This is a genomic window from Moorena producens 3L, assembly GCF_000211815.1.
In the GTDB taxonomy this organism is placed as follows: domain Bacteria; phylum Cyanobacteriota; class Cyanobacteriia; order Cyanobacteriales; family Coleofasciculaceae; genus Moorena; species Moorena producens.
On sequence record NZ_GL890964.1, the window covers coordinates 39,949 to 64,509 of the forward strand.

Genomic DNA, 24,561 nt, shown 5'->3' on the forward strand with positions numbered 1-24,561 from the left:
AGTTACCGTAAGACAGTTGAGCCTTATTTCATATAACTTAAACTTATGACTCACAGACTGTCGCTTATAAAGGCTAAACTGTCTAAGGCGCGCGTCTCCGGGGAATTGCCCGACTGGGTATATTGGTTCTTGAGATATTGTTTGAGTTGTTTAACTAAGGGCTGATGATACTGACCTACTGCTACAGAATTAAGCCGAACACCGAACAAGTAGCCATCATGGAAAGATGGCTAGAACTATTGCGCCGTCACTGGAACTATGCTCTAGGGCAAAGACTTGATTGGCTCAATAGGAGTCGTTGCTCTATTGATAGATGTAGTATCGTTAGTGAACCAATTGGTGAAATACCAGAACCACTCAATTATTACACTCAGCAATCAGCCCTCAAGGAAACCAAACGGTTGTTCCCTGAGTACAAAAAAATTTACGCAGAAACTCAACAAGTTAATCTACAACGACTTAATAAAGCGTGGGAAAGATGGAGGAAACCTGTCAAGGGTGGCAAGCGGGGTGGAAGACCTCGTTTCAAGAAGCCTGGAGAACTTAGATCTTTTGTCTTTCCTAGGGTGAATAGTTCTAAAGCGGGGGCGCACTTAATTGATGGAGTTTTAAAACTAAGCAAGATCGGTTCTATTCCTGTGGTAATGCATCGACCATTGCCGGATGGATTCACTCTCAAGCAGTGTACTATTGTCAAAAAAGCTGATGGTTGGTATTGCTGCATTTCAATGAAGGATCATACCGTCCCTGAAATATTACCTATAGATTCAGTTAAGTCTGCTGTCGGAATTGATGTTGGCTTAGAAAAGTTTTTAACTACATCTGACGGTGAAGCAGTACCGATCCCACAGTTCTACAGGAAGGCTCAAGACAGACTGGCATTAGCTCAAAAAGCGATGTCCCGTCGTGTCAAGGGTTCTAACAACTGGAAAAAAGCTAAAAAGCAAGTTAGCTTGTTGCATCTTCACTTAGCTCGTTGCAGAAAAGAGTTTCATTATCAGGTTGCTCATTGGTTGTGTAATAAATATGACTTAATTGCTCACGAAAATTTAAATATCAAAGGACTTGCTCGAATAAGACACGCAAAATCAATACATGATGCTGCGTGGGGGTCATTTCTAGAAATCTTACAAGCAGTGGCGGTCAAACGCGGTTTGTTAGTCCAGGAAGTTAATCCACGGGGTACAAGTATCGAGTGTTTCAATTGTGGAGCTTCAGTTGAGAAAAATCTCGCTGACAGAGTCCATCATTGTCCTGATTGTGGAGTAAAAATTGACCGCGATTGGAATAGTGGCATCAACATTTTGAATCGTGCATTAATGGCGGTTGGACTGCCGCTCAATGGCTGTGGTAAATCGATACAGGATATCGAGGAGCAGCAAGTCTCATTTGCGAATTTGAGAAGCCCACATCATAATCTCTGATTTGATGTGGGAGTGGTCACAAAATCTTCAGGGCGACTAAAGCTGCTATGTCGGTACCGGTAGTCGCTGATGGGATAAACCCGTGCATCAAAGCGCTACCTCAGTTTTTGATTCCCGCTCCTGCCTAGACGGGGCTTTATTGCCTCAGAGGATTTTTTGTAAGCACTTACACCTTTAAGGTTGTTGTGTCAATACCCAAACGTGATCGATCCTAGAAGTAAAGAAAGTGACTCAAACTAACTTAGATTTTCTCGCCGAAACCGATCCCACGATAGCCACGTATCTGGGACAGGAACTCCAACGCCAACGGGAGCATCTGGAACTTATTGCTAGTGAGAACTTCACCTCCCCAGCGGTGATGGCAGCACAAGGCTCAGTGCTAACTAACAAATATGCTGAGGGATTGCCCGGAAAGCGCTACTATGGCGGCTGTGAGTTCATTGACAAAGTCGAACAAGTAGCGATTGACCGTGCTAAAGAACTATTTGGTGCTGCTCATGCCAATGTGCAGCCCCATTCTGGCGCTCAAGCGAACTTTGCAGTATTTCTAGCCTTACTAAAACCTGGTGACAAGATTATGGGGATGGATTTGTCCCATGGCGGACACCTTACCCATGGGTCACCGGTCAATGTGTCGGGCAAATGGTTTGAGGTGTGTCACTACGGTGTCAGCCAGGAGACTGAACAATTGGACTATGGTCAGATTCGGGAACTTGCTCTGAAAGAGCGTCCCAAACTGATTATTTGCGGCTATTCCGCCTATCCCCGAATCATTGACTTTGAGAAATTCCGGGCCATTGCTGATGAAGTGGGTGCCTACCTGATGGCGGATATGGCTCACATTGCTGGTTTAGTTGCTACTGGTCATCACCCTAACCCCCTTCCTCACTGCCATGTGGTCACTACTACCACTCACAAGACCCTGCGTGGTCCAAGGGGTGGCTTGATTCTGACCAATCAATCGGATTTGGGTAAAAAGTTCGATAAGGCAGTGTTTCCCGGAACTCAGGGGGGTCCGTTGGAACATGTGATTGCTGGTAAAGCTGTTGCCTTTGGGGAAGCCTTGACCCCAGCATTCAAAACCTATTCTGCCCAGGTGATTGAAAATGCTAAGGCTTTGGCAACGGCACTGCAAAACCGGGAGTTAAAGATTGTTTCTGGTGGTACAGATAACCATGTATTACTGGTAGATTTGCGCTCTATTGGTATGACAGGTAAGCGAGCTGACCAACTGGTGAGCGGTGTCAAGATTACGGCTAACAAAAACACTGTTCCCTTTGACCCAGAGTCGCCCTTTGTCACCAGTGGCTTGCGCCTAGGTTCCCCCGCCATGACTACCCGAGGCATGGGAGTGGCAGAATTTACTGAGATTGGTAATATTATTGCCGATCGCTTACTGAATCGAGAGGATGAGCAAGTGGCAACTCAATGTCGCCAGCGTGTGGCACAGTTATGCGATCGCTTTCCTCTGTATCCCCATTTGACCATTCCTTTACCAAGTTTGGTCTAAGGGTTGAGGGTTGACGGTTGAGGGTTAAGCGTCAGCATAAAACCAACAGTAGGGTGGGCTAATAACGCACCCTACTGTAGTCTTCGCTTTGGTTTATCAGGGAGTCGGGAGCGGTGCGCTTGACCCGTAATTAAATTACGGGTCAAGCGCACCGAGGGAGTCGGGAGTCGGTAACTTCGGATTAAAAGAACTGTCCGCCGTAACCCACCAATAGTCAGCGATTTCAGTTGTCTTAAGATTTAGCTGTCCGGCAAAAGAAGCCCCACACCTAATGCGTAGCATAGGTGTGGGATGAATTTTGCACAGGGTATTATAAAATTGCTATAATATATGTACTGATAAACAAAGCCGTTCGCGTAGCGTGGCCTACGGCCTTAAATGCTGGGCAAGTCAGCCACTTACGTGCCTAAAAAATAGAACTTATTGTATTGTTCCGGTGGGTCGGGGCATCCCGTGTCGTTAATAAAGTAACCCGTGTATCCGTTCGCGCCCCGCGTCGGCGAAAGCCGATAGTGATGGCTGGAGTTGGTAAGAAGCCCACACTGTAATCTTCGATGAGCGTGTGGGAGTATGTCACTTTATAAACAGTTTCTAAGTCCTATTCTGTCAACATCAATAATGGAACAGCCCTTATTCACACATTTAAATTGTGAATAGGGGCGCTTTGGGGAGATGGGGAGATGGTCAGAGGGTAGACCGGCTTTTTCACAAGTGGATTGACCGTTGGTCACGCTACGGGAACGATTGGCCGTTGGCCAAGCTACGCGATTGACCGTAGGTCACGCTACTTGAGGTGGAAATTTAAATGCATCTTAGGGAACCCAAGTATAGCGTTTTTATTTGAGATGTAAACATAGGACTGCATCAATATAGGGAACAGGAAACAGAGAACAGGGAAGAGTAGGAAGGGTGCATCTCATATTTGTAAAAAAGATCGGAAGTGTGGGGCCCGGGCGCGGGGAGTGTGGGGCCCGGGCGCGGGGAGTGTAGAAATTTTCGCCCGAATTTTTGCCTAATTGCAAAACTGAGATGCACCCAGTAGGAAAGAGCTCCGAATAGTTTTTGATGTTATCAGAAAGCGATGCAGCGCGGTCATGGGGGTTCCCCCCATGACCGACTGCATCAAGACACAGCAATATTGTTTATGACCTATTGGTAAATGCTATATTGACTGAATTATCTCTTATCAAAGAATTTTTCATTAAAACTTGATTATTTTAAAGATTGAGTAAATTTTACTTGGATTAGCTCAATTTTTCCAGATTTATATGTAATATTATTCTTGGGAAATAAATCAGTCATCAACGTTAAATCGTTCTTGTCATAGCTACCAACCTAAAGCAGTAAAAGAAAAGACCTCCCTCTGGGGATAATAATCAACAATGAACTCTATCTTGAGAGAGCGCTGCTTGAGTTCGTAGCGATTTTTCTGATTAGTTACATCCATGCTTAAACTAGTTGGCTTGGATGTGTCAGATCATGGTGCTTGCGTATTAAGAGGCTCTAGATTTTAGAATTAATTGATTTGAGCCCCTTGATATTTAGATGTTCTGACTTATAGCTTTTATGGCCTTGATGAGGTATGGTTATCAACCTCAAAGTCCTCCTTACAAATGGGGACCAACGGGGAGCATCCCAATTTGGCACGTTAGCTCTTTTTAGGGGGCTGAAACCCTTGAAATATCGTTGCTTTGGGTAATATTGTTTCCAAAATGGGATGCTCCCGACCAACGGGGGATCGCTTTGTACCTCATTGAAGAGAGAATTGCTATATTAATAAATTCTCCAATACTCTCCAAACCGATGCAGTGGCTCATAGGATAAACCCCCTTTTGCCGCGCTGCATCAAGACATAGTTACAGCAAATAGTGTCGTCGCGAAAACCATCGTATTTTCCCTAACAAAGGAGTAATCAAGTTTATGTCTACTCGCCAATTGTTCAATGTCTTAACCCTATGCTCAGGTACAGTAAGTTTAGTTAGTGCCGCAACTCTTTTAAGTGCTAACCCAGCTTTGGCAATTGTCAATGGCAGTTTTGAGACTGGTGATTTCAACCCATGGGCAACCATAGGCGACACTAGTATTGAGACAGCAGAGTTTGGAAGTGGTCCAACAGATGGAGACTTCCAAGCTTTACTAACTACTGGTGTTGGCTCAGTTCCTGTCTCGGATATAGAAACATTCCTAGGATTAACAGCTGGAAGCTTAGCTACTATCCCTAATCTTCCCAATGTAGATACTCCCACAGAGGGTTCTGCAATTCAACAAACCTTCACTGCCTATGCCGGAGATATTTTGACTTTTGATTGGAACTTTCTCACGAATGAATTTACATCATCTTTGAATCCAGAAGATTTTAACGGTCTTCCCTTTGTTAATCCAGAAGTTTTTAACGATTTTTCCTTCGTCAGCATCTCTCAAATGGTAGATGGACTAGCTGACACCAACTCCCCACTATTCATAGAATCTTTGACACCTTTCTTTCAGACACCTTTCTTTGAAGAGACTGGCTTTCAGAGTTTTTCTTATACCTTTGAAACTTCTGGAACCTTTAGTTTAGGACTTGGAGTCTTGGACGAGGATGATCCTTTTGTTGACTCTGGACTGCTGATTGACAATGTTCAGCTAACACCCGTTCCGGAACCTGCTTCAATTTTGGGCTTACTAGCATTAGGTGCTTTGGGAACAGGTGCAGCTTTCAAAAAAAAGACTGCTTAAGCATATGCGCTACCCGAACAGCGTTCAGCGCTCAGCAGTCAGCAGACAAATAAATCCTTCTAATTAGTTTAAATTAATCCTCAAAAAACCCCACTGGTTTAAGACACTGGTGGGGTTAATTTATGATATAATTTGTCTACAAATTTATCAATATTTAAATGCAGCAATTAATTTATACCGTCTGGCGTACAGGTGAAAGCCTATAGAAGGCTAACCGCTTCCTACTCCCTACTCCCTACTCCCTTAATAAAATTATCCCTAGGTTTTAGTACTTATCCTGATTTCAACACAGGTTTTGAAGCTGTATACTTGACAAAACTTCAGAGAATGCTATAACACGGGTTTATGGCAGGGTTGCTCCAACTGATATATGGTAGATATCTGCTTGTTCTGATGCGCGCCTGTGGCATTTCTATCGAAACAAACTCCTTGGTGACAGGCGATATCCGTATATTGGGCAACTAACCCCATACTGTGCAACTCAAAAGTACTTAAGACTTGACGCTACAGGAAATAAACAATGAAATCAAATCCTTTGCCTCAAAAGCACTTGTCCTCACCTCAACCAATTCAGGAACACATTGATCAAGGGGTTGAACAGCAACCACAAGACCCATTACCCGAAGTAGAAACGGAAGCTGCCAGGGAAGCAACCAATACCCCCGCCAATCCCTCCCGTAAAAAGCGACCGATGTGGCCTTTTCTGTTGCTAGGTATCGGTATTATAGCATTGGGTGCGATCGCTTTCAAACAGTCCCAACCTAATCCCGAGGTATCACAAAACACCATCACAGCAGCCCCAGCTGAACCTAACCGGTTACCTGTACGAGCCACCCCAGTCAAAATTTATCCACTGCAACAGTTAGTTTTTGGCAATGGTTTCGTTTCAGCAGTGCGAGGCAAACACCTGACCTTCCAAACCTCAGGAACTATCACCTATCTCAAAAAAGTTAATGGACGGGATCTACGAGAGGGAGATTTTGTCAAAAAGGGTGAATTACTAGCAAAATTAGATGACCGCAGACTGCGAGCAGAGCTGGCACAAGCTCAAGCCCAAACTGCTGAAGCTCAGACCCAACGGGTAACAGCACAAGCAAATTTGTCTCAATCTCAAGCAAATGTAGAACAAACCAAAGCACAAGTACTCAGCGCCCAAGCCCAGTTTGAAGCAGCAAAAAATGATTTTGATTTAGCGATATCTGAATTCAAACGCCGTCTAGAACTTTTCGATGCCGGTGTAATCTCAGAGAGTGATGTTGATGTCTACAGAAATAGAGCCGAGGATGGTCAATCCCAAGTCAGAGCAGCACAAGCTCAAGTTAATGCTGCCTTGAGCAATGTCAAAGCTGCTGAAAGTCAGTTAGCATCTGCCCAGTCACAATTAACTGCTACTCAAGCCCAGATTGCTTCAGCCAAGGCTGGGCAAACTCGCTCTACCATTAGTTTAGAAGATACGGAGATTGTAGCACCCTTTGATGGAATTGTAGCCCACCTTAATATCCGAGAGGGAGACTTCTGGACAACCCAAATTTTAAACAGTGTAAACACTAGTAATTATCAGACTGTAGTCGATTCAGTGCCGATCATTGTCAATGACCCTAGCGCTTATGAAGTCGATGTCGAACTCCCGACCTTTTATGGCCCATTGGTGCAACCCGGTCAATCAGCTTATGTGGTGTTAGATCAAGACATGAGTAGTGCCTCTAGTAGAGGCATGACCCAACAGGAATTGTTTCGCCTTGCTAAAGCCCGAGGCGCAATTTTTTCAGTCAGTCCTTCGGTTAACCCTGGTGAGCGTTCTGTAAACGTGACCATCCGCCTGTACCAAGGAAGTAAGAATGTACTGGATAGGGAGCGAGTTTCTGTTTGGATTGCTGTGGAAGAAAACCCCACAGCCCTAAGTGTTCCTATTAATGCAATTGTCTACCGCGACCATAAACCCTATGTATTTGTTGTAAATCAACAAGAAAACGTCGTTCAACTGCGTCCGGTAACAGAGGGTATTAAGGGGATTTCTATGCAAGAAATTAAAAGTGGTGTTGAACCTGGCGATTTAGTTGTCACAGAAGGACTCAATCGCTTAGTTGATGGCACACCAGTTGAAGTTATTAACTAGTAAGGAATAATTTGGGCAGTTGGTAATTGGTAAGCATTCAGCGGTCAGCGGTCAGCTATCATGCAGACGTAACTCAGATTAAACAAATGGTTACCTGTTTTATTCAAAAGCACCGATTGCGCGTAGCCCATAAGCTGAATGCTAATAGCTAATAGCTAATAGCTATTAACTGAATGCTGAATGCTGAATGCTGAATGCTGAATGCTTACGGTAATTGCTAAGATGACGTTTTCCTTTGGTAGGTAATTGATGAGTAGTAAGCTGGTTTCCTCCAACTCTAAACCTGAGGTTTTACAGGATAAATTAGATCATAATGGGCATAATGGGCATAATGGGCATGATGTGCCTGATGTTAACCGAGCCTCAGGTTTAGCTAAATTCTTTTTCCTGAAAACAGTATTTGGTATTCTCTTGATCGTTTTGCTAACCTTGGGTGGATTGATGGGTTATCAGTCGATGGTCAAAGAAGCCGATCCAGATGTGGAAATTCCCATGGCGATAGTGACTACTACTTGGCCAGGGGCTGACCCAGAAACCATAGAAACTCAAGTTACCGATAAAATAGAAAAAGAACTCAAATCCCTCAAGGGATTGAAGAAAGTTGAGAGTGCTTCTTTCAACGGTTTCTCCCAGATATTAGTTGAATTTCAAGCTAATGCCAATGTTCAGGAGTCGATGGCACTGCTGCGGCAAAAAGTGGATGATGCTGAACCGGAGATTAATTCAGAGGCTGAGCAACCCAATATAGAGCAAATCTCTGCCCAAGATGTCCCAATTTTCTCGATTGCTTTATATGGTAATCTCGATCCGGCAGTGTTCAGTCGGGCGGCGGAAGATATTCAAGAAAGACTCGAAAAAGTCTCGGGTGTACGGGAGGTTAATGTAGCAGGACAACGGAAAGAAGTTATCAATGTCCAACTTATCCCCAGCCGCATGATTACTTTGGGGATTTCCCCAACAACAGTAAGTGACCGCCTCAGAGTTGCTAACCAGGATATGCCCTGGGACCAGATTGAAAATGAACAGATTGGGGCTCAGGTACGATTGTACGGTAGGTTTCGTACCTTGGAAGATTTACGTAGCTTGCCTATCACTCGTTTGGGTGGTGCTGATGGTAGGGTAGTGCGCCTCGATGAAGTTGCCTTAGTACGTCGGGATTTGGAAAGGGAAAAGACTCGTGCCTTCATTAGTTGGCAGGGTTCTGAGTTTGAACCCACCGTCAGCATGGATGTAGTGAAAGTACCAGGGTCTGACTCAATTAAGGTCATCGAAAAAACCTTAGAAGAACTGGAGTCTCTCAAGCAAGACCTCAATGTCTGGCCTTTTGGGATGGATTATCGGATTACCTACAGGCAGGACGAACAGATTCACGATGAGCAGAATAACCTGATCAGTAATGTGATTCAGGCAGTTATTGGTGTTTTTATCATCTTGTTCATTGCCCTGACCTGGCGAGAAGCCATAATTGCAGGGTTATCGATTCCTTTAACCTTTCTCGGAGCTATATTTCTGCTCTGGCTTAGTGGGTACACCCTTAACAATATGATCTTATATGGGATGGTCATAGCACTAGGATTGCTGGTGGATGTATTCATCTTAATGATGGAGGGGATGCATGATGCACTGTTTGTGGAGGGGTTAACCTTTAATCAGGCAGCCCTTAAGACTGTGAAAACCTATGCAGCACCAGCGTTTTCCGGTCAGCTCACAACCATTCTAGCTATGGCACCCCTGCTGGTAATTAGTGGCACGATGGGCAAGTTTGTACGGTTGATGCCCATCACAGCAATTATCTGTCTGTTGCTCAGTTATGCGATCGCTTTATTAATCGATATACCCTTGTCTCGCTTTGTGTTAGGTAATGTCAAAGGCGGGATGCAAAAAACCCGCATTGATAAACTAACCGAATCCGCCTCTGAATGGTTTAAAAACTGGAGTCTCAAGTTTACAGTACGTAACCGAGCAATAGCTGGTGCTTGGATTGTCGGAACTGTAGTTATTTTTATTACCTCTTTGGTTGCGGTTGCGCAATTACCAGGAACGCTTTTTCCTGATGCTGACACCCGCCCCATCAGTATCAATGTGGAATTACCCCCCACAGCCACCTTGGCAAAGTCTCAACAAGTGGCAGATGATTTAGGAGAAATTTTGCGTTCCAAGGATTATTTTGAAAGTGTCACCAAATTAGTTGGTCAAAAAAGTGCTTTAGTGGCAGAGAGTGGTCTTAAGCCGACACAGGATAACTATTTACTAGGTTTCTCAGCACTATTTACCAAAAAAACGAGCGCGACCAGTTCTCCTATGACTATATAGATGACTTGCGAACAGAACTGAATCAGGCCATCCGTAATTATCCTGGAGCATCCCTAGTCATCAATGTTCCTGGTACTGGTGAAGGCGGAGACCCGATTGCCATTGAGCTAAAAGGCAATGACATGAACACACTGCGGCAGATTTCCGGTGAAGTCCAATTAGCACTGCGCCAGATTGATGGGACTGAAGATGTCCGTGATGGCTTGGGAGACTTGCGCAACGATATCAAACTTCGACCCAAACGGGAAGCTATGGATTTTTATGGCATCAGTGAAAATGACCTAGCCCTGCAGGGACGCTACATTATGACCGATAACGAGATTACAGACTCTGCCATTAGAGCAGGAAAAGACGACTTAGAAATTCGCCTGAGTACTGCGTGGCCCTCCCGCAATGGCGCTGTAGGTGGTCCCACTCGTCGTGATGAGTTGAGAATGATTCAACTGTTTTCATCAGACCACGGAGCAATATCGGGAGAGGCGATATTGGATATTGAGCAGAGCATGGCTCCCCTATCGATTACCCATACAGATACCGAACGCACAGTTACTGTTTATTCTAAAGCTAAAGGTCGCACTCCTGGAGAGATTTTGGCAGAGTTACAGCCAAAATTAGAGCAAATGAAGAAAACATGGTCTCCAGGTTATGATTACAAATTTGGCGGACAGGCTGAAACTCAAAGTGAGACCTTTGGTTCCGCAGTTAACATGTCCTATGTATCACTTTTCTTAGTTTTTTCGGTACTGGTGCTGCAATTTGGCTCTTTCAGCCAGCCTTTCATTATTATGCTCTCTATCCCCTTTGCTTTGATTGGCACTTTTAGTGGTTTCTCTTTGCTCGGGATACCCCTTTCGTTTCCTAGCATGATTGGGATTATTTCTCTAGTGGGGATTGTAGTTAATGATTCCATCGTGATCGTAGAAACCATGAACAAGCATCGTTCAAGTGGAATGAAAGTGCGACAAGCTGCAGCTCATGGTGCTTCTGACCGACTGCGCCCGGTACTCACCACCAGTATTACCACCATGGTTGGTTTGATTCCTTTAGCACTAAGTGATCCCATTTGGTTTCCTTTGTGTATGGCAATTATCTTCGGTTTATGTGCCTCAACCTTGAGTGCGTTGCTGGTGATTCCTTGTTTATATTTACAGTTGACGCCAGCTAATACTAATTCTTAAAAGATAGGCAAGAGGCAAGAGGCAAACGTTGGTTTTACTGTCAGTTATCAGCTATCAGCTATCAGCTATCAGTTAAAGGCTCTCAACTATCAGCTAAAGACTGACGGCTGACCGCTGACCGCTGACCGCTGAATGCTTAGAGAATTATTAATTCTTATTCTTCAAACTTGATCTGGATTCACTCCCATTGCTCGTAAGCGAGCAGCCAGTTTTTCAGCCCTTTCTTGAGCGATCGCCGCTTGTTCTTGAGCGATCGCCGCTTGTTCTTGAGCGATCGCCGCATTTTCTTCAGGAGTAGGTAGCACAATTCCCTCCAAAGTAGCCCAACGCAGCCAAGTGGCCTCCACATCCTTGTAAAAGCCTGACCAACGCACTAAGGCTAACCCTAATATTTCGCTAACTAGTCGCTCCTGTTCATCTTCACTTAAAGGTTGATAGACTCCATTGTCTAAGCTAAATCCGGCAAAATCCTTTGGATTAAACGGGTCGTACCAAAAATACTCTGGTACTCTAACTTGGTCTTGATAAACTAGCTTTTTGGTAGTTTTATCGGTCTTGGCTGTACTGTCAGAAATTAATTCAATGATCACATCAGGTGCTTTACCTTCTTCCCAAACTACCCAACTAAGTCGTTCGCCTTTGGGAACTCCAAGCACTACAAAGACATCTGGACCTCGGAAGTCTTGATTTTTAAGTTGTGCTTCACTGAAATGAAGAAACATATTACCGCCCACATAGCCATCTTCCCGCTGGGCTAACCACGGCAATAACGGATCAATCAGCAATTGCATCTGGAGTTTATGTCGTTCAGTTTCCATCGGAATACCGTCATCACAGGGAAGGTCATACTGAGTTGGCAGTAAAGGAGTATCAGGTACAACAGCAGAGGTCATGGTTTTAGACATAGCGATCGCATTACCTACTCAAATTTAACGCCCATAGCTACGGTATCGTTGAAATTTGGGAAAAAACCCAGCGCTTGGATCTATCTTTTTGGCTAAAAATCTGGTACGGAAGTTCAAAATTAAATTATTGTTTATAGCGTTTCTGATAGTAACCAGGTACACAGGATTTTTTACCTCTTCCCCATTCCCTACTCCCTACTCCCTATTCCCTATTCCCTATTCCCTATTCCCTATTCCCTGTTCCCTGGGAACATCTCTAGCTTCTGGCAAAATTAACATCGCATCACCAAAGGAATAAAAGCGATAACCCTGAGCGATCGCATCCTGGTACAAGGTCAGTAACCGCTCCCTACCTACCATGGCGCTAACTAACATTAATAAACTCGACCGAGGTAAGTGGAAATTGGTAATCAATCCCTCCACTACCTGCCACTGATAACCTGGGTAGATAAATAAGTTAGTCTTACCACAATAGGGTTGTAATTCCCCATCCACAACAGCTCCCTCTAGAGCACGGACTACCGTTGTGCCTACGGCAATAACTCGACCTCCCGTTGCTCTAGTTTCCTGAATTTGCTCCACAGTTGATTGGGGGACTTCTAACCACTCTCCGTGCATGTCGTGTTCGGTAATATCCTCCACTTCTACAGGTCGAAATGTACCAACCCCCACGTGTAGGGTGATATACCCTAGCCGAATTCCCCGTTGGCGGCAGTTTTCCAATAGCTCATTGGTGAAATGGAGTCCAGCGGTGGGAGCCGCAACAGCACCATTCTTTTGAGCATAAATGGTTTGATACTGGTCTGGGGTAGCTTGAGAGTCTTGGATATAGGGGGGTAGAGGAACCTGGCCATACAACTCCAACAGGGTTTCCCAGGATACTCCCTCTGGGAAATCAAACTGCAATATCCGCCCACTGGTTGCTTCATCTGTTGCCAGAACAGTTGCTTTAAGAGGAGGTAGGGGGGTAGTTAGCTGTTTCGAGACGCTACTATCGTTGAGCCCAACTTGGGATGAGGGGGTAAACCAAATCTCTGCTCCTGGCTTAAGACGCCTACCTGGTTTCACTAAAGCTAGCCAACTCTGGTGTTGTCCCTGATGTTCTCGCTCTTCTAACAACAATATCTCCACAGGCGCACCAGTGGATTTACGCCCATAGAGTCGAGCGGGGATAACCCTGGTGTTATTGAGGATCAATAGGTCACCCGGTTGCAGTAGCTGAGGTAATTCCCTAAAGATGTGGTGGCTATGGTGAGTTGGTGAATCTACCACCAGCAGTTTTGAACCATCCCTCTCGCTCAAGGGTGTTTGGGCAATTTGCTCTTGGGGTAGTTCATAGTCATAGCTTGAGACTAATTGGTCGATTTGGTGCTTGGATGTCTGTTTGTCAATCCCTGTCATGCTGTTATTCCTACATTGGGGAATATCCCCTATCTAAGATCGGGGGAGTATCCCCTACCAGTTAGCAATCCTGGCTTGCGAAAATAAAGATATCGGATATGATATCAAGCCTCAGTTGGTTACTAACTAACTCCTCTCTATGGATTACCTTTACTTTTTAGCTAATGCCAGTCTAACTCTGCGAGTCGTTGAGTATCTAAAAGACTCGCCCCAGCTACCTATCAAATTTGCCACGGTGATTCATCGGATTGATGGCTGGGTGGTTAAGGTCAAGATGGACACACCTTTAACCGCTCAACAACATGGAGACTTTCGGGCTTATATGAACGAGTTGGGGATTCCCTACAGCCCTGACATTCGTGTGCAAATGGCTCTGTGGAGTCTGGAAACCGGACAGTCACCGGTAGAGGTCATGCGTCGCTACCAAGTTGCTGTGGTTTCTCATGGTAGTCCAAACCAGAGCGACATAGAAGCTTTTTGCGAACAATTTACCATGGGTTTGGGATATTGTCCAGAAACCTTGGCTTGAGCAACGCTCAATTAATGTAGGGTGGGCAGTGGATCAGTTCATGTAGGGTGGGCAGTGGATCAGACAGATTCAGAAGCTGACAAAGCACCTTGCTAGGCACTGCCCACCGTAGGATTAATCACTGGAGGAAGTTCATGTAGGGTGGGCAGTGGATCAGACAGATCCAGAAACTGACCAAGCACCTTGCTAGGCACTGCCCACCGTAGGATTAATCACAACGGTGCCAGATCTCAGTAATACCTAGAATTTTGATAAAATCGGTTATGATTCAGCACGGTAATGTAACCGAAGTCTATGCCCTTGCCAGCAAATCTAGTCACCCTAACTACGACGGAAAATCAACAGACTTTAAGCATAAATCCCCCAACCTCTGGTCTATCTTTGCAGGGAGTTATCAGCATACCAGGGGATAAATCGATTTCCCACCGAGCCTTAATGTTGGGAGCGATAGCCTCAGGAAAAACTACCATTAAAGGGTTACTGTTGGGAGAAGACCCCCAAAGCACTGCTAGCTGCTTTCGTGCTTTGGGCGCAGATATCTCGGAACTTAATACTGAACAAGTGATTGTTAAGGGTATAGGACTAGGGAAACTGCAAGAACCCGTTGATGTCTTAAATGCAGGTAACTCGGGTACTACCCTACGACTGATTCTGGGACTACTCGCCTCTGCTGCTGACCGATTTTTTACTGTAACCGGTGACAAGTCTTTGCGATCGCGTCCGATGTCCCGTGTGGTGAAACCCCTACAACAAATGGGAGCCAGCATCTGGGGGCGTGAAGGTGCAACGCTCGCTCCCCTGGCCATTAAAGGCTCCGTTCTTAAACCAATTCACTACCACTCTCCCATCGCCTCAGCTCAAGTAAAATCCTGTATTATCCTCGCTGGTTTAATGACCGAAGGACAAACAACTGTCACTGAACCAGCCCTCTCCCGTGACCACAGCGAACGGATGCTCAAAGCCTTTGGAGCTCAGATTATTACTGACCCAAAAACCAATAGTGTTACGGTGACAGGACCGGCTCAGTTGCAAGGGCAAGCCGTAATTGTTCCTGGTGATATTAGCTCAGCTGCCTTTTGGTTAGTAGCCGGAGCGATTGTACCCGGTTCAGAACTGATTGTGGAAAATGTGGGTGTTAACCCTACCCGTACAGGTATTTTAGAAGCCCTATCCATGATGGGGGCTGATATTGAGCTGTTAAATCAGCGAGTAGTGGCTGGGGAGCCGGTGGCAGATTTGCGGGTACGTCACGGTAACCTCATCAAAGGATGCACCATTGCGGGTGACTTGATTCCCCGCCTGATTGATGAAATTCCGATTTTAGCAGTAGCAGCAGTCTTTGCCCAAGGAACTACTATCATTCGGGATGCAGCAGAACTGCGAGTTAAGGAAAGCGATCGCTTAGCGGTGATGGCATCCCAGTTGAACCAGATGGGAGCTAAGGTCACTGAATTGCCCGATGGTCTAGAGATTATTGGTGGTACTCCCTTAACCGGTACAGACGTGGATAGTCATACTGACCACCGTATTGCCATGAGTTTAGCGATCGCAGCCCTCAATTCCCAAGGTACAACTACCATTCACGGTGCTGAAGCGGCTGCCATCTCCTATCCAAACTTCACTACCACCTTGCAAGAGGTAATTAAGGCTTGTTGACCGTAAGTATTCAGCTATCAGCTATCAGCTATCAGCGGTCAGCTGTCAGCTTTTGAATACAAGAGGTAAGCATTCGTTTAATAGTCACGAAAGCACAGCGCTTGTGGCCTGTGCCACAAAGAAGCCTGTGCCACAAAGCACCGATTGCGCTACGCCCACGCTACGGGAATGGCCAAGGGCTTTTACCCAGACTTTCAATTCTGATTAATCTTGAACTATTAAATTCTATCCTTAGAGGTTTATTTTAAGCATTAGGCTGACGGCATTAGGCTGACGGCTGACCGCTCAAAATAAATAAAAGTAAAGGGTAAAAGTTTCTAACATTACCCTTTACCCTTTACTAGTTACCCTTTAACCCAAATTTTTCCCCGAGCAGCTAGCCTAACTTATGAAGGCTATCACTCTATTTCAGGGATTGGAGAACTTAACAAAGCTAGTTTATGCAGCTGCTTGGCTTTGGATAGGAACAACCTTTCGTAGGCTTTAATATCCTTATCCTGAGCAAATTCCTGATAGTAGCGCTCTTTGCTGGCTAGTTTCATTTTTTGCAGTTCATCACCATCATTTAGCAGTATCTCCAGCTTCTCGTCCAATTCCGATTCATTTTTGAAATAGTGAGCACCAGGTCCTGCAACCCAACGATTGAAGCGATTATTGTTTGCCAGAACCGGTTGACCAGCGCTGAGGGCTTCTACTAAAGAAGGATTAGTGCCACCAACTTGATGTCCATGAATATAGAGTCGTGCGTGGAATCTCAAGGCATTAACCACTGACTTATTATAGATAGCACCAGGAAAGATCACCTCATCACTGGCTGCTTCTAAAACTTGTTTGTGATAGGGTATCTGATCAGGTAAATAGCGACCAAGCACCACCAATTTAAGACCCCGATGTCGCCTGGAAAAGCCAGAAACAATCTCTAGAATCGAGTTTTCTGGTTCAGGTCTGGCAATCACCAAAGCATACTCCTTCGGAACCAGATTATAGGGGGTTAAAAGTTGTGAGTCGGCATCAACAACTTTCTCGGTTCCATAAGGAATCATCGTGATTTTATCAGAAGCTACTTTTCGGGTCAATAAATGACTCTTGATTCCTGGATGATCAGCAATTAAACTGTTAGCTAACCAACACCCAGCCCATTCATTGAGATATAACCAAATTTTTTCAGGAAGCCTCCATTTACTGCGTTTCCATTCCAGACCATCCATATTCATAAAATTGGTAATCCCTTTGAGGCGATACCAAATACTGAAGATGGCTGTGTTATAGCCAAGGGTAAGCACGATACCCTTTTGTTTGACCGCATGTAATGTAGATTTCCAGTCAAAAATAATCGATCCCAGTGCGTTGCCATAGGGAACCGGTATATGAACCAGACGAATACCATGCCAGTATTCTTCAAACATCTGATTTTTGTGCTCTTCCTGACAATATACTGTGACTTCCCATCCCTGAGATACAAGATATTTTGACAGCCGTTCCGCGAAAGTTTCAAATCCACCATATTGGGCGGGAATGCCACGGATACCAAGAATTGATAGTTTCAACATTTTAGATGCCCGAGTCTAACAGTATACAAAGGAAAAAACTTGCCTTCCCAATTCACGATTTACTTGGACTAAGTGAGCTAAATCACGAAAATGCACCGAACAGCCGATAACAAACGGCTATCAAAGCGATGCAGAGGTGCGACCCGTGGCGAATTTAATTCGACGACTGTAAGCGCACCTAAGCGGTCTTGGGGGAAACCCCCACTCGCTATTGCATCAAGACAGGTAGATAAACCCGATAATTTTTTTTGCCTACCTTGAGCTGCTTTATCAATCAAGTAGATTTCTAGGATAAGGCTAGGCCATGATTTGTCAAAACTCTGTTAGTTTGGCGCAGTTTGACAATGGACTATTACCTGCCATTACTGAGATAGTATTTATCAACAAACCCTTAAAACCATTAAGTATAATACGTTCCAGCGCGGTTGTTAATGTCAGACTTGATTTGATTGTAATACTGCTGGAACGCACTACCCGGAGCAGAGGGGATGTGACGCGCTTCACGCTGTGTCCCCTACAAATTTAGGATTTGTGTGATCAATAGTCTCTGAACTTTAGGCGGTCGTTGAAGCGGTTGTGCCAACTTGTCAAAACTGCCATAATCTGTTACCATTTCAGGATTTTTTAGGACGAATAACTTGACCATAGATGCAAGAATCACCATTAGTTTTCCAAACGGTTTAACGATGGCTTTGCTATTTAATCAGCCTTTCACACAGTATCTTAAAATCCCTGTCCAAATTCGATATTTTAACAAAAGTTAATGTTGTAAACAGCGGTCAATCAATTATCAATAAACTGCTACATATTGTAGTATCTCCCATTCAATCAACTCAACGGTGATCGACGTGGCACTGAGCGAGTTCATGGAAAAACCTCCAACAATTAAATTGAGCTGAAGCAACATCTGATTAGTGATCAGACTTGAGTGATCAGACTTGGGTAACAGGTTAATCAGACTTTGTGAAAAAACTGTGAACTCATCTATCCGGTAGAGTAAACAATTAGCTATTTTAAGGTAATAAACTACCTAGTGACGTAGATTTGATGATAAAAGTTCCAGGATTTATAGGAGTTACTAAATTTAGTTGGTTTTGGCTCGCTAACCCACCAAATATGGGGGGTAATACTCAAAAAATATACTAAGTTTGGTGTAGGAACGGGGGCAATGGGTAAGTCCTGATTGATCAAAAAAATCTCAAAAAAAATCTCAAACAGCGCGCTGAGTTGGCTTACAGTAAATCGTTTTACCCTGTTTTCAGGCTCAGTCTTGAAGAAATCCCAAAAAAAAGCTATACTGTATGAATTGAATAAGTAACGTTTGCTATATTAGTTTTGCTGTGAAATCTGAGCAATCATGGCTCCCGCAAGTAACCTAATCAGCAACTGGGAAATCAGGGATGTGTTAGAACCGAGTACTCGCCAACCCCAACAACTACCGAAACAATTACCGAAACAATTATTGATAAACGGCCAACAGCCCAAGCTTCAGCCGGTGGCATTTATGTTTCCAGGACAGGGAGCACAATATGTCAATATGGGGCTGGAACTAATCCATGAAATATCAACATTTCGTGATTTGATTGATCGATGCTCAGAACTCCTCAAACCCCATCTGGGTATTGACCTGCGCCATGTACTCTACCCAAAGCAGGAACAGACGAATCAGGCCACAGAGCAACTGAAACAGACTACTATTACCCAGCCAGCCATGTTTGTGATCGAGTACGCCCTAGCTCAGTTATGGATGTCTTGGGGAGTCAGTCCCCAAGCGATGATCGGTCACAGTATCGGTGAATATGTGGCAGCCTGTGTAGCTGGGGTCTTCTCCTTAGAGGATGCATTATCTCTGGTTGCCCTTCGAGGGCAGATGATGCAACAACTGCCTGGTGGTTCAATGCTTGCTGTTCCTTTACCAGAACAAGAGCTGCAATCCCTGCTGGGTCAGGAACTATCCTTAGCAGTGATTAACGGGCCATCCCAATCAGTGATTTCTGGTCCTACTGATGCGATCGCATTATTACAAAACCAATTGGATCAACAAGGGCTAGAGTACCGCAGGCTACATACCTCCCATGCCTTTCATTCCAAGATGATGGAACCGATCTTGGACTCCTTCACCAACCAGGTAAAACAGGTTAGTCTCAATCCCCCACAAATTCCCTACCTATCTAATGTTACTGGCACTTGGATTACAGCCGAGCAAGCAGTCAATCCAGGCTATTGGGCTCAGCATCTGCGGCAAACTGTGCGATTTTCTCAAGGTGTGCAACAGCTGTTGAAACAACCAGAGACGATCCTGCTAGAAGTAGGGCCTGGGCGAACCTTGAGCACATTAACTAAACGACACTCTCAGAAAGCGGTTGAGCAGCTGGTGCTAACGTCGGTACGTCATCCACGACAGGAGCAATCGGATCTAAGCTTCTTGCTCACTACCGTAGAACAGCTCAGGGAAGCAGGGGTATCAGTGGATTGGGATGGATGCTATGGTCAGACACCTGACCAGCAAGACATCCCAAGGCACAAAGGCCAAGAAGAGGATGCCCAAAAAGACAACAGTACTCTGGTAGCACCTGACCAACCTCAGCCAGACTCATCCAACACCTTTGTTGCTCCCCGAGATGACTTAGAACGTCAATTGACCAAAATTTGGGAAAACGTCTTAGGAATCAAATCTATCAGTGTTACAGATAACTTCTATGACCTAGGAGGAGACTCTCTCCTAGCCGTGCGCCTGTTTGCTGAGATTGAGAAGGTTTTCCAGAAAAAACTGCCCTTAGCTTCTCTGCTGATGGCTCCAACTGTAGCCCAATTAGTCAACCAGCTGCGCCAAGACCAAGGAGCAGCACCTTGGTCCTCAGTAGTATCAATTCAGCCCAATGGTTCCAAACCGCCTCTATTCTGTATTCATGGAGCCGGTGGTAATGTTCTCAGTTTTCGGGATTTGGCACATTATTTGGGTTCCGAGCAACCGTTTTATGGACTACAATCATTGGGTCTCGATGGCAAACAGACTCCCCTGACCACAGTTGAAGATATGGCTCGCTGCTACCTCCAGGAAATACGTAGTATTCAGCCCAAGGGTCCCTATTTTCTGTCAGGATACTGCTTTGGAAGTAAGATTGCTCTGGAAATTGCTCAGCTGCTCCGCTTAGACGGTGATACAGTGGCTTTGCTAGCTCTCCTTGAACCTAGCCCTCTTGAATTCTCCACAAGTGAAAAGCAACTTCCCTATAAGCGCAGCTATAGTGACCGATTAAAAGGACTGTTTCAGCGATTGATTCACAGAGGTTTTCAAGACGTAATCAAGCAGCAATTCCTAAAGCTTGTTTCTAAATTATATCAGTCCTTTGGGATTTCTTTACCGCAATCTCTCCAAATCATCAAAGTCCAAGAAGCTAACACCTTCGCTTCAAAAAACTATGTGGCCAAACGCTACTATCCAAACCCAGTAACAATGTTCTTGACCAGTGAGCGGATTGCCCAGTCTCCAGAACTCCAAAAAGGCTGGATAGATTTAGTTACTGGAAACCTGGAAATCCAGGAAATCTCTGGTAAGCACTTAGATGACCAACCAGGGAGTTTTCTCAAAGACCCCCATGTAGAGCTACTAGCTCAAAAAATTAGGGCTTGCATAGATTAGGTAATTGTCAGGTAATTGTTAATTTAAACCTAAGCATTAAGCCGTCAGCGATCAGCTGTCAGCCATCAGCCATTGGCCACGCTGCGCGAACAGCTTTATTCAAAAGCACCTCAAGTATCACCATCTGTAGTCCATAAGCTGAGAGCTGAGAGCTGATAGCTGAATGCTGAGAGCTGATACCTGATACCTGATACCTGAATGCTTACGAATTTATAACTTCCTGATATAGATTCAACATTTGTTCACCGATTATCTCCCATGACCAATTCTCTGAAACTATCACTCGTCCTTTTAGTCCCATAGATATGCGCTTTTCCCCATTAGTTGCTAACTGCAACAGTGCTTGATCTAAATCATTGATCACTTGGGATAGGTTATCGACAGGCACTTTAATTCCCCAGTCTTCTTGAACCATCAACGACGGTCCACCAATATCGAGACAAACCACAGGTCTACCAGAAGCCATTGCTTCCAACACCACCGTCGGCCAATGATCATGGAAACTCGGATGCATTAACACGTCCACCTCTGCCATCCGTTGTAGCACCTGATCACGGGAAAGCTTCCCCCAAAAACGTACAGCATCACCGCATCCAAGGTCCTTGGCCAATTTCTGTAGCCTCTCCTTTTCAGGACCATCACCAATCAGCCAGTATTCACTAGTAGGTCGTTCACGATGGAACTGGGCAAAGGCACGGATGCCCAATGCAAACCCTTTCCAACCCAAAAATCTGCCGATACTAACCACTCGAAAGGGTTCGTCTTGGCGCTGGGGCAGTTGACCTAATCTTTCAATATCCTTTTGATTAAGACCAAAGGGAGGAAAAGCCTTAACTGGTAAATTGTCTGACCATTGGCTCGCTTCCCGAGATAGAATTAATTGGGCGCGAGAAGCAACAGACCACTGGGTAAAGCCACCTAGAAGATTCATCGACACCATCCGAATCCGTTCCATCATGGCCGATTGTAGGGATAATGTCTTCAAGAGTACCGAAGGAATTTTATCTTTAGCTCCACCATTCCAAATGAATGGTACATCTAGCCAGCCTATCCATGTTGGCAACCAGGAATTTTGATAAGTGACATGGTGAACTAAATCAAAGCCAATTTCGCTCTGGAGTTTTTTGGCCACAAAAAATGCTCTAATCTGCCAGGCGATATAGTACAAATAATGGGACAATCCTGAATTCCGAGACCCTTCAGACATTGCTACAAAGATAAAGGTGACATTGTCTAAAGGTGAATTAGCCAATTCCTGTTCAATCTGAGATTGATCAGTTATGTTAGTGAGCACCCAACACTTATGGCTATGGTCTTTAGCTATTTGTTTTACGACATTCCAACCTATACCATATTCAGACCCTCTTACTGGGGAACAGCCATAAGCAGAAATCAGGATATTCATGATTCTTTTTCCCTGATTAATTCAGCTGATAATTAGTTATATTTTAACAGTTAACAGACTTAGGCGTCTGACTAGGGAGTATGTTACCTTTGGAATTAGGTAAATTGATCCCCTCCGATCACAGGATAGACTATCCTGAAGCACTATAGAAACATCCAAGTGTGGGTCAGTGCTCACCAAAAACAGAGCTAGCCTTGAGAACTTGATTGGGCTGTAATGGCTGTATGGCAGACTTGGGAACAGTCAGCGGAGATTAATCTAGGGGTGGTGGCGGCGGAGTTGAAGGAAGTCGATCGAGATTTGGTAGAAATTGATGCTACGATCGAGGGAGTTTTGTGATTAGTTGGGGATAGATGCTCCTTAAATGTTTGTTTAGGTAAATTAAATAGTATGAAAATCCTTTCCATAAAAATCAAAAACTATCGTGTCTTTGAAAACCTTGAAATAAAAAATATTCCCGCATTTTTTGTGATCGTTGGTGCCAACGGTACCGGTAAATCAACCCTATTTGACATATTTGGTTTTATCCACGATGCTCTCAAAAATAATATTCGTCAAGCTCTCCAAGTTCGTGGCGGTTTCAATGAAGTTATTACCCGAGGGAAAGAGCAAGAAGATATCGAAATAGAACTGCAGTTCCGTATGAAAATTCTTGGAACTCAGCGCCTGGTCACCTATATTCTGATCATTGGACAGGAGAAGAGACGACCGTTCATAAAACGAGAAATTCTGCGTTATAAACGTGGCAAACAAGGTAAACCTTTTCATTTCCTAGACTTTCGAGAAGGAAAAGGATTCGCTATCATTAACGAAGAAAACTTTGAACAAGCTGACACAGAACTAGAAAGGGAAGAACAACAACTTGAATCCAGCGACATTTTAGCAATAAAAGGCTTAGGACAATTCCAACGCTTCAAAGCCGCCAGTGCCTTTCGTTCCCTGATCGAAAACTGGCATGTTTCCGACTTTCATATCAATGAAGCTAGAGGCAGCAAAGACGCACTCTATGCCGAACACCTCTCCCCCACAGGAGATAATATGGCATTAGTAGCCCAATACATCTATCAAGAACATCCCGAAATATTCGAGAAAATTCTCCAGCGAATGCAAGAGCGAGTCCCCGGCATTTCCAAAGTAGAAGCCAAAAACACCGAAGACGGCAGACTAATCCTAAAATTTCAAGATCAAGCCTTTAAAGACCCCTTTATCGATCGCTATGTTTCCGATGGCACCATGAAAATGTTTGCCTATTTAATATTGCTCTTCGATCCTAAGCCTCACCCCCTGCTCTGTGTCGAAGAACCCGAAAACCAACTTTACCCCAGCCTTTTACATGAACTCGCCGAAGAATTTGCCAGCTATGCCCATCGTGGTGGCCAGGTCTTTGTGTCTACCCACTCCCCTGACTTTTTAAATGCCGTTCCCCTGGAGAGCATCTTTTGGCTGACCAAAGAACATGGGATCACCAAATTTTCAAGGGCTAAAGATAATCCAACCCTTGTCAATCTAGTCGAAGCTGGAGACTTACCCGGCTATCTCTGGAATCAAGGCTGGTTTAAAGGAGTTGCCCCCTAATGAGTTACGACCTAATTTTTATGCTAGAAGAACCCTCCATGAAAAACGTTTTAGATCAACTACTACCCCAAATTATCCCCAATGAAATTACCTATATTTGTATTACCCACCAAGGCAAACAGGACTTATGGAAATCTATTCCCAAGAAAATTCAAGCCTTTCAATATAGTCCTGACACTAGATTCATTATCGTCCATGACCAAGACTCCCATGATTGCAAAAAACTAAAATCCGAACTATTAGAAATTTGTCAAACTGCCGGAAAATCCAAGAATGTGATGATTCGGATCATCTGCCATGAATTAGAATCCTGGTTCTTAGGAGACTTAGCCGCAGTCGAAAAAGCCTATAGAATGAAACCTGATAGCCTCAGTAAACAACAAAGTAAACAGAAATACCGTAACCCCGATCAGCTTGATTCTGCAAAACAAGAGCTTAAACGTTTAGTTAAGGAATATTATCCAGGAACCCATTCTAAAAAAATTGCACCTCATTTATCTTTAACTGACAATACATCCCACAGTTTTCAAGTCTTTATTAAAGGTATTAAACATCTCCTATCGGTATCACCATGACCAACAAAATCTATGCCTTTTGCCTTTTGCCTTTTGCCTTGTCAACATCCACGGTTTATGAGA

General features: G+C 44.5%; 16 protein-coding genes and 1 pseudogene. 12 read left to right on the top strand and 5 right to left on the bottom strand.

The features are described from left to right. The first annotated feature begins 164 nt into the window (after nt 1-164). On the top strand, nt 165-1,424 hold the full coding sequence (locus tag LYNGBM3L_RS26110; RefSeq protein ID WP_008188511.1) for an RNA-guided endonuclease InsQ/TnpB family protein: 1,260 nt from the start codon (nt 165-167) through the stop codon (nt 1,422-1,424). A 226-nt stretch (nt 1,425-1,650) separates the two neighbouring features. Beyond that, nucleotides 1,651-2,934: a serine hydroxymethyltransferase gene (gene glyA / locus LYNGBM3L_RS26115; RefSeq protein ID WP_008188512.1), complete on the top strand. Its 1,284-nt coding sequence runs from the start codon at nt 1,651-1,653 to the stop codon at nt 2,932-2,934. A 135-nt stretch (nt 2,935-3,069) separates the two neighbouring features. Here glyA and LYNGBM3L_RS44345 read toward each other — a convergent pair whose 3' ends face one another. Next, nucleotides 3,070-3,216 (bottom strand): hypothetical protein, encoded by a 147-nt coding sequence (locus tag LYNGBM3L_RS44345; protein WP_154659922.1) that lies wholly within the window; start codon nt 3,214-3,216, stop codon nt 3,070-3,072. A 367-nt stretch (nt 3,217-3,583) separates the two neighbouring features. Between LYNGBM3L_RS44345 and LYNGBM3L_RS48990 the strand changes: the two genes are divergently transcribed. From LYNGBM3L_RS48990 to LYNGBM3L_RS50625, 4 genes and pseudogenes are all read left to right on the top strand, one after another. After that, complete coding sequence (locus LYNGBM3L_RS48990) at nt 3,584-3,706, top strand: hypothetical protein (RefSeq protein ID WP_267872101.1); 123 nt, start codon at nt 3,584-3,586, stop codon at nt 3,704-3,706. A gap of 1,148 nt (nt 3,707-4,854) precedes the next feature. Continuing rightward, the gene (locus LYNGBM3L_RS26120) at nt 4,855-5,652 is read left to right on the top strand and encodes a PEP-CTERM sorting domain-containing protein (RefSeq protein WP_008188514.1); all 798 of its coding nucleotides are present in this window, start codon (nt 4,855-4,857) and stop codon (nt 5,650-5,652) included. 520 nt (nt 5,653-6,172) lie between these two features. Then, nucleotides 6,173-7,768: an efflux RND transporter periplasmic adaptor subunit gene (locus LYNGBM3L_RS26125; RefSeq protein WP_008188515.1), complete on the top strand. Its 1,596-nt coding sequence runs from the start codon at nt 6,173-6,175 to the stop codon at nt 7,766-7,768. 249 nt (nt 7,769-8,017) lie between these two features. Then, nucleotides 8,018-11,259: pseudogene (locus LYNGBM3L_RS50625) on the top strand (efflux RND transporter permease subunit). A gap of 161 nt (nt 11,260-11,420) precedes the next feature. On the opposite strand, the gene LYNGBM3L_RS26135 reads toward LYNGBM3L_RS50625, so the two are convergent. Together LYNGBM3L_RS26135 and queA are read right to left on the bottom strand one after the other, a co-directional pair. Continuing rightward, nucleotides 11,421-12,164, bottom strand: a complete 744-nt coding sequence (locus tag LYNGBM3L_RS26135) for a Uma2 family endonuclease (RefSeq protein ID WP_008188518.1) — start codon at nt 12,162-12,164, stop codon at nt 11,421-11,423. Nucleotides 12,165-12,380: 216 nt separating this feature from the next. Next, on the bottom strand, nt 12,381-13,565 hold the full coding sequence (gene queA, locus LYNGBM3L_RS26140; RefSeq protein WP_008188519.1) for a tRNA preQ1(34) S-adenosylmethionine ribosyltransferase-isomerase QueA: 1,185 nt from the start codon (nt 13,563-13,565) through the stop codon (nt 12,381-12,383). A gap of 139 nt (nt 13,566-13,704) precedes the next feature. Between queA and LYNGBM3L_RS26145 the strand changes: the two genes are divergently transcribed. Beyond that, nucleotides 13,705-14,094 (top strand): hypothetical protein, encoded by a 390-nt coding sequence (locus tag LYNGBM3L_RS26145; RefSeq protein ID WP_008188520.1) that lies wholly within the window; start codon nt 13,705-13,707, stop codon nt 14,092-14,094. 294 nt (nt 14,095-14,388) lie between these two features. Then, a complete protein-coding gene (gene aroA, locus LYNGBM3L_RS26150) occupies nt 14,389-15,750 on the top strand; it encodes a 3-phosphoshikimate 1-carboxyvinyltransferase (protein ID WP_008188522.1) in 1,362 nt (453 codons plus the stop codon). 398 nt (nt 15,751-16,148) lie between these two features. On the opposite strand, the gene LYNGBM3L_RS26155 is transcribed toward aroA, so the two are convergent. Then, nucleotides 16,149-17,300, bottom strand: a complete 1,152-nt coding sequence (locus LYNGBM3L_RS26155; RefSeq protein ID WP_008188523.1) for a DUF1972 domain-containing protein — start codon at nt 17,298-17,300, stop codon at nt 16,149-16,151. 1,357 nt (nt 17,301-18,657) lie between these two features. Between LYNGBM3L_RS26155 and LYNGBM3L_RS35095 the strand changes: the two genes are divergently transcribed. Next, complete coding sequence (locus LYNGBM3L_RS35095; protein WP_008188525.1) at nt 18,658-20,943, top strand: alpha/beta fold hydrolase; 2,286 nt, start codon at nt 18,658-18,660, stop codon at nt 20,941-20,943. Nucleotides 20,944-21,145: 202 nt separating this feature from the next. Here the strand turns inward: LYNGBM3L_RS35095 and LYNGBM3L_RS26165 are convergent, their stop codons facing one another. Continuing rightward, the gene (locus tag LYNGBM3L_RS26165) at nt 21,146-22,348 is read right to left on the bottom strand and encodes a glycosyltransferase family 4 protein (protein ID WP_008188526.1); all 1,203 of its coding nucleotides are present in this window, start codon (nt 22,346-22,348) and stop codon (nt 21,146-21,148) included. A gap of 216 nt (nt 22,349-22,564) precedes the next feature. On the opposite strand from LYNGBM3L_RS26165, the gene LYNGBM3L_RS49005 reads away from it, so the two are divergent. Genes LYNGBM3L_RS49005 through LYNGBM3L_RS26175 form a run of 3 tightly spaced genes read left to right on the top strand, consistent with a single transcriptional unit; the run spans nt 22,565 to nt 24,498 of the window. Then, complete coding sequence (locus LYNGBM3L_RS49005) at nt 22,565-22,687, top strand: hypothetical protein (protein WP_008188527.1); 123 nt, start codon at nt 22,565-22,567, stop codon at nt 22,685-22,687. Between the two features lie 51 nt (nt 22,688-22,738). Continuing rightward, nucleotides 22,739-23,923 (top strand): AAA family ATPase, encoded by a 1,185-nt coding sequence (locus LYNGBM3L_RS26170; protein WP_008188528.1) that lies wholly within the window; start codon nt 22,739-22,741, stop codon nt 23,921-23,923. Further along, nucleotides 23,923-24,498 (top strand): DUF4276 family protein, encoded by a 576-nt coding sequence (locus tag LYNGBM3L_RS26175; RefSeq protein ID WP_008188529.1) that lies wholly within the window; start codon nt 23,923-23,925, stop codon nt 24,496-24,498. The genes LYNGBM3L_RS26170 and LYNGBM3L_RS26175 overlap by 1 nt, the downstream gene beginning before the upstream one ends. Nucleotides 24,499-24,561 lie beyond the last annotated feature (63 nt).

Coding starts and splice junctions, on each gene's coding strand:
- LYNGBM3L_RS26110 (WP_008188511.1), top strand. CDS start 165: ATGATACTGACCTACTGCTACAGAATTAAGCCGAACACCGAACAAGTA.
- LYNGBM3L_RS44345 (WP_154659922.1), bottom strand. CDS start 3,216: ATGCTACGCATTAGGTGTGGGGCTTCTTTTGCCGGACAGCTAAATCTT.
- LYNGBM3L_RS26120 (WP_008188514.1), top strand. CDS start 4,855: ATGTCTACTCGCCAATTGTTCAATGTCTTAACCCTATGCTCAGGTACA.
- LYNGBM3L_RS26125 (WP_008188515.1), top strand. CDS start 6,173: ATGAAATCAAATCCTTTGCCTCAAAAGCACTTGTCCTCACCTCAACCA.
- LYNGBM3L_RS26135 (WP_008188518.1), bottom strand. CDS start 12,164: ATGTCTAAAACCATGACCTCTGCTGTTGTACCTGATACTCCTTTACTG.
- queA (WP_008188519.1), bottom strand. CDS start 13,565: ATGACAGGGATTGACAAACAGACATCCAAGCACCAAATCGACCAATTA.
- LYNGBM3L_RS26145 (WP_008188520.1), top strand. CDS start 13,705: ATGGATTACCTTTACTTTTTAGCTAATGCCAGTCTAACTCTGCGAGTC.
- aroA (WP_008188522.1), top strand. CDS start 14,389: ATGCCCTTGCCAGCAAATCTAGTCACCCTAACTACGACGGAAAATCAA.
- LYNGBM3L_RS26155 (WP_008188523.1), bottom strand. CDS start 17,300: ATGTTGAAACTATCAATTCTTGGTATCCGTGGCATTCCCGCCCAATAT.
- LYNGBM3L_RS35095 (WP_008188525.1), top strand. CDS start 18,658: ATGGCTCCCGCAAGTAACCTAATCAGCAACTGGGAAATCAGGGATGTG.
- LYNGBM3L_RS26165 (WP_008188526.1), bottom strand. CDS start 22,348: ATGAATATCCTGATTTCTGCTTATGGCTGTTCCCCAGTAAGAGGGTCT.
- LYNGBM3L_RS49005 (WP_008188527.1), top strand. CDS start 22,565: ATGGCTGTATGGCAGACTTGGGAACAGTCAGCGGAGATTAATCTAGGG.
- LYNGBM3L_RS26170 (WP_008188528.1), top strand. CDS start 22,739: ATGAAAATCCTTTCCATAAAAATCAAAAACTATCGTGTCTTTGAAAAC.
- LYNGBM3L_RS26175 (WP_008188529.1), top strand. CDS start 23,923: ATGAGTTACGACCTAATTTTTATGCTAGAAGAACCCTCCATGAAAAAC.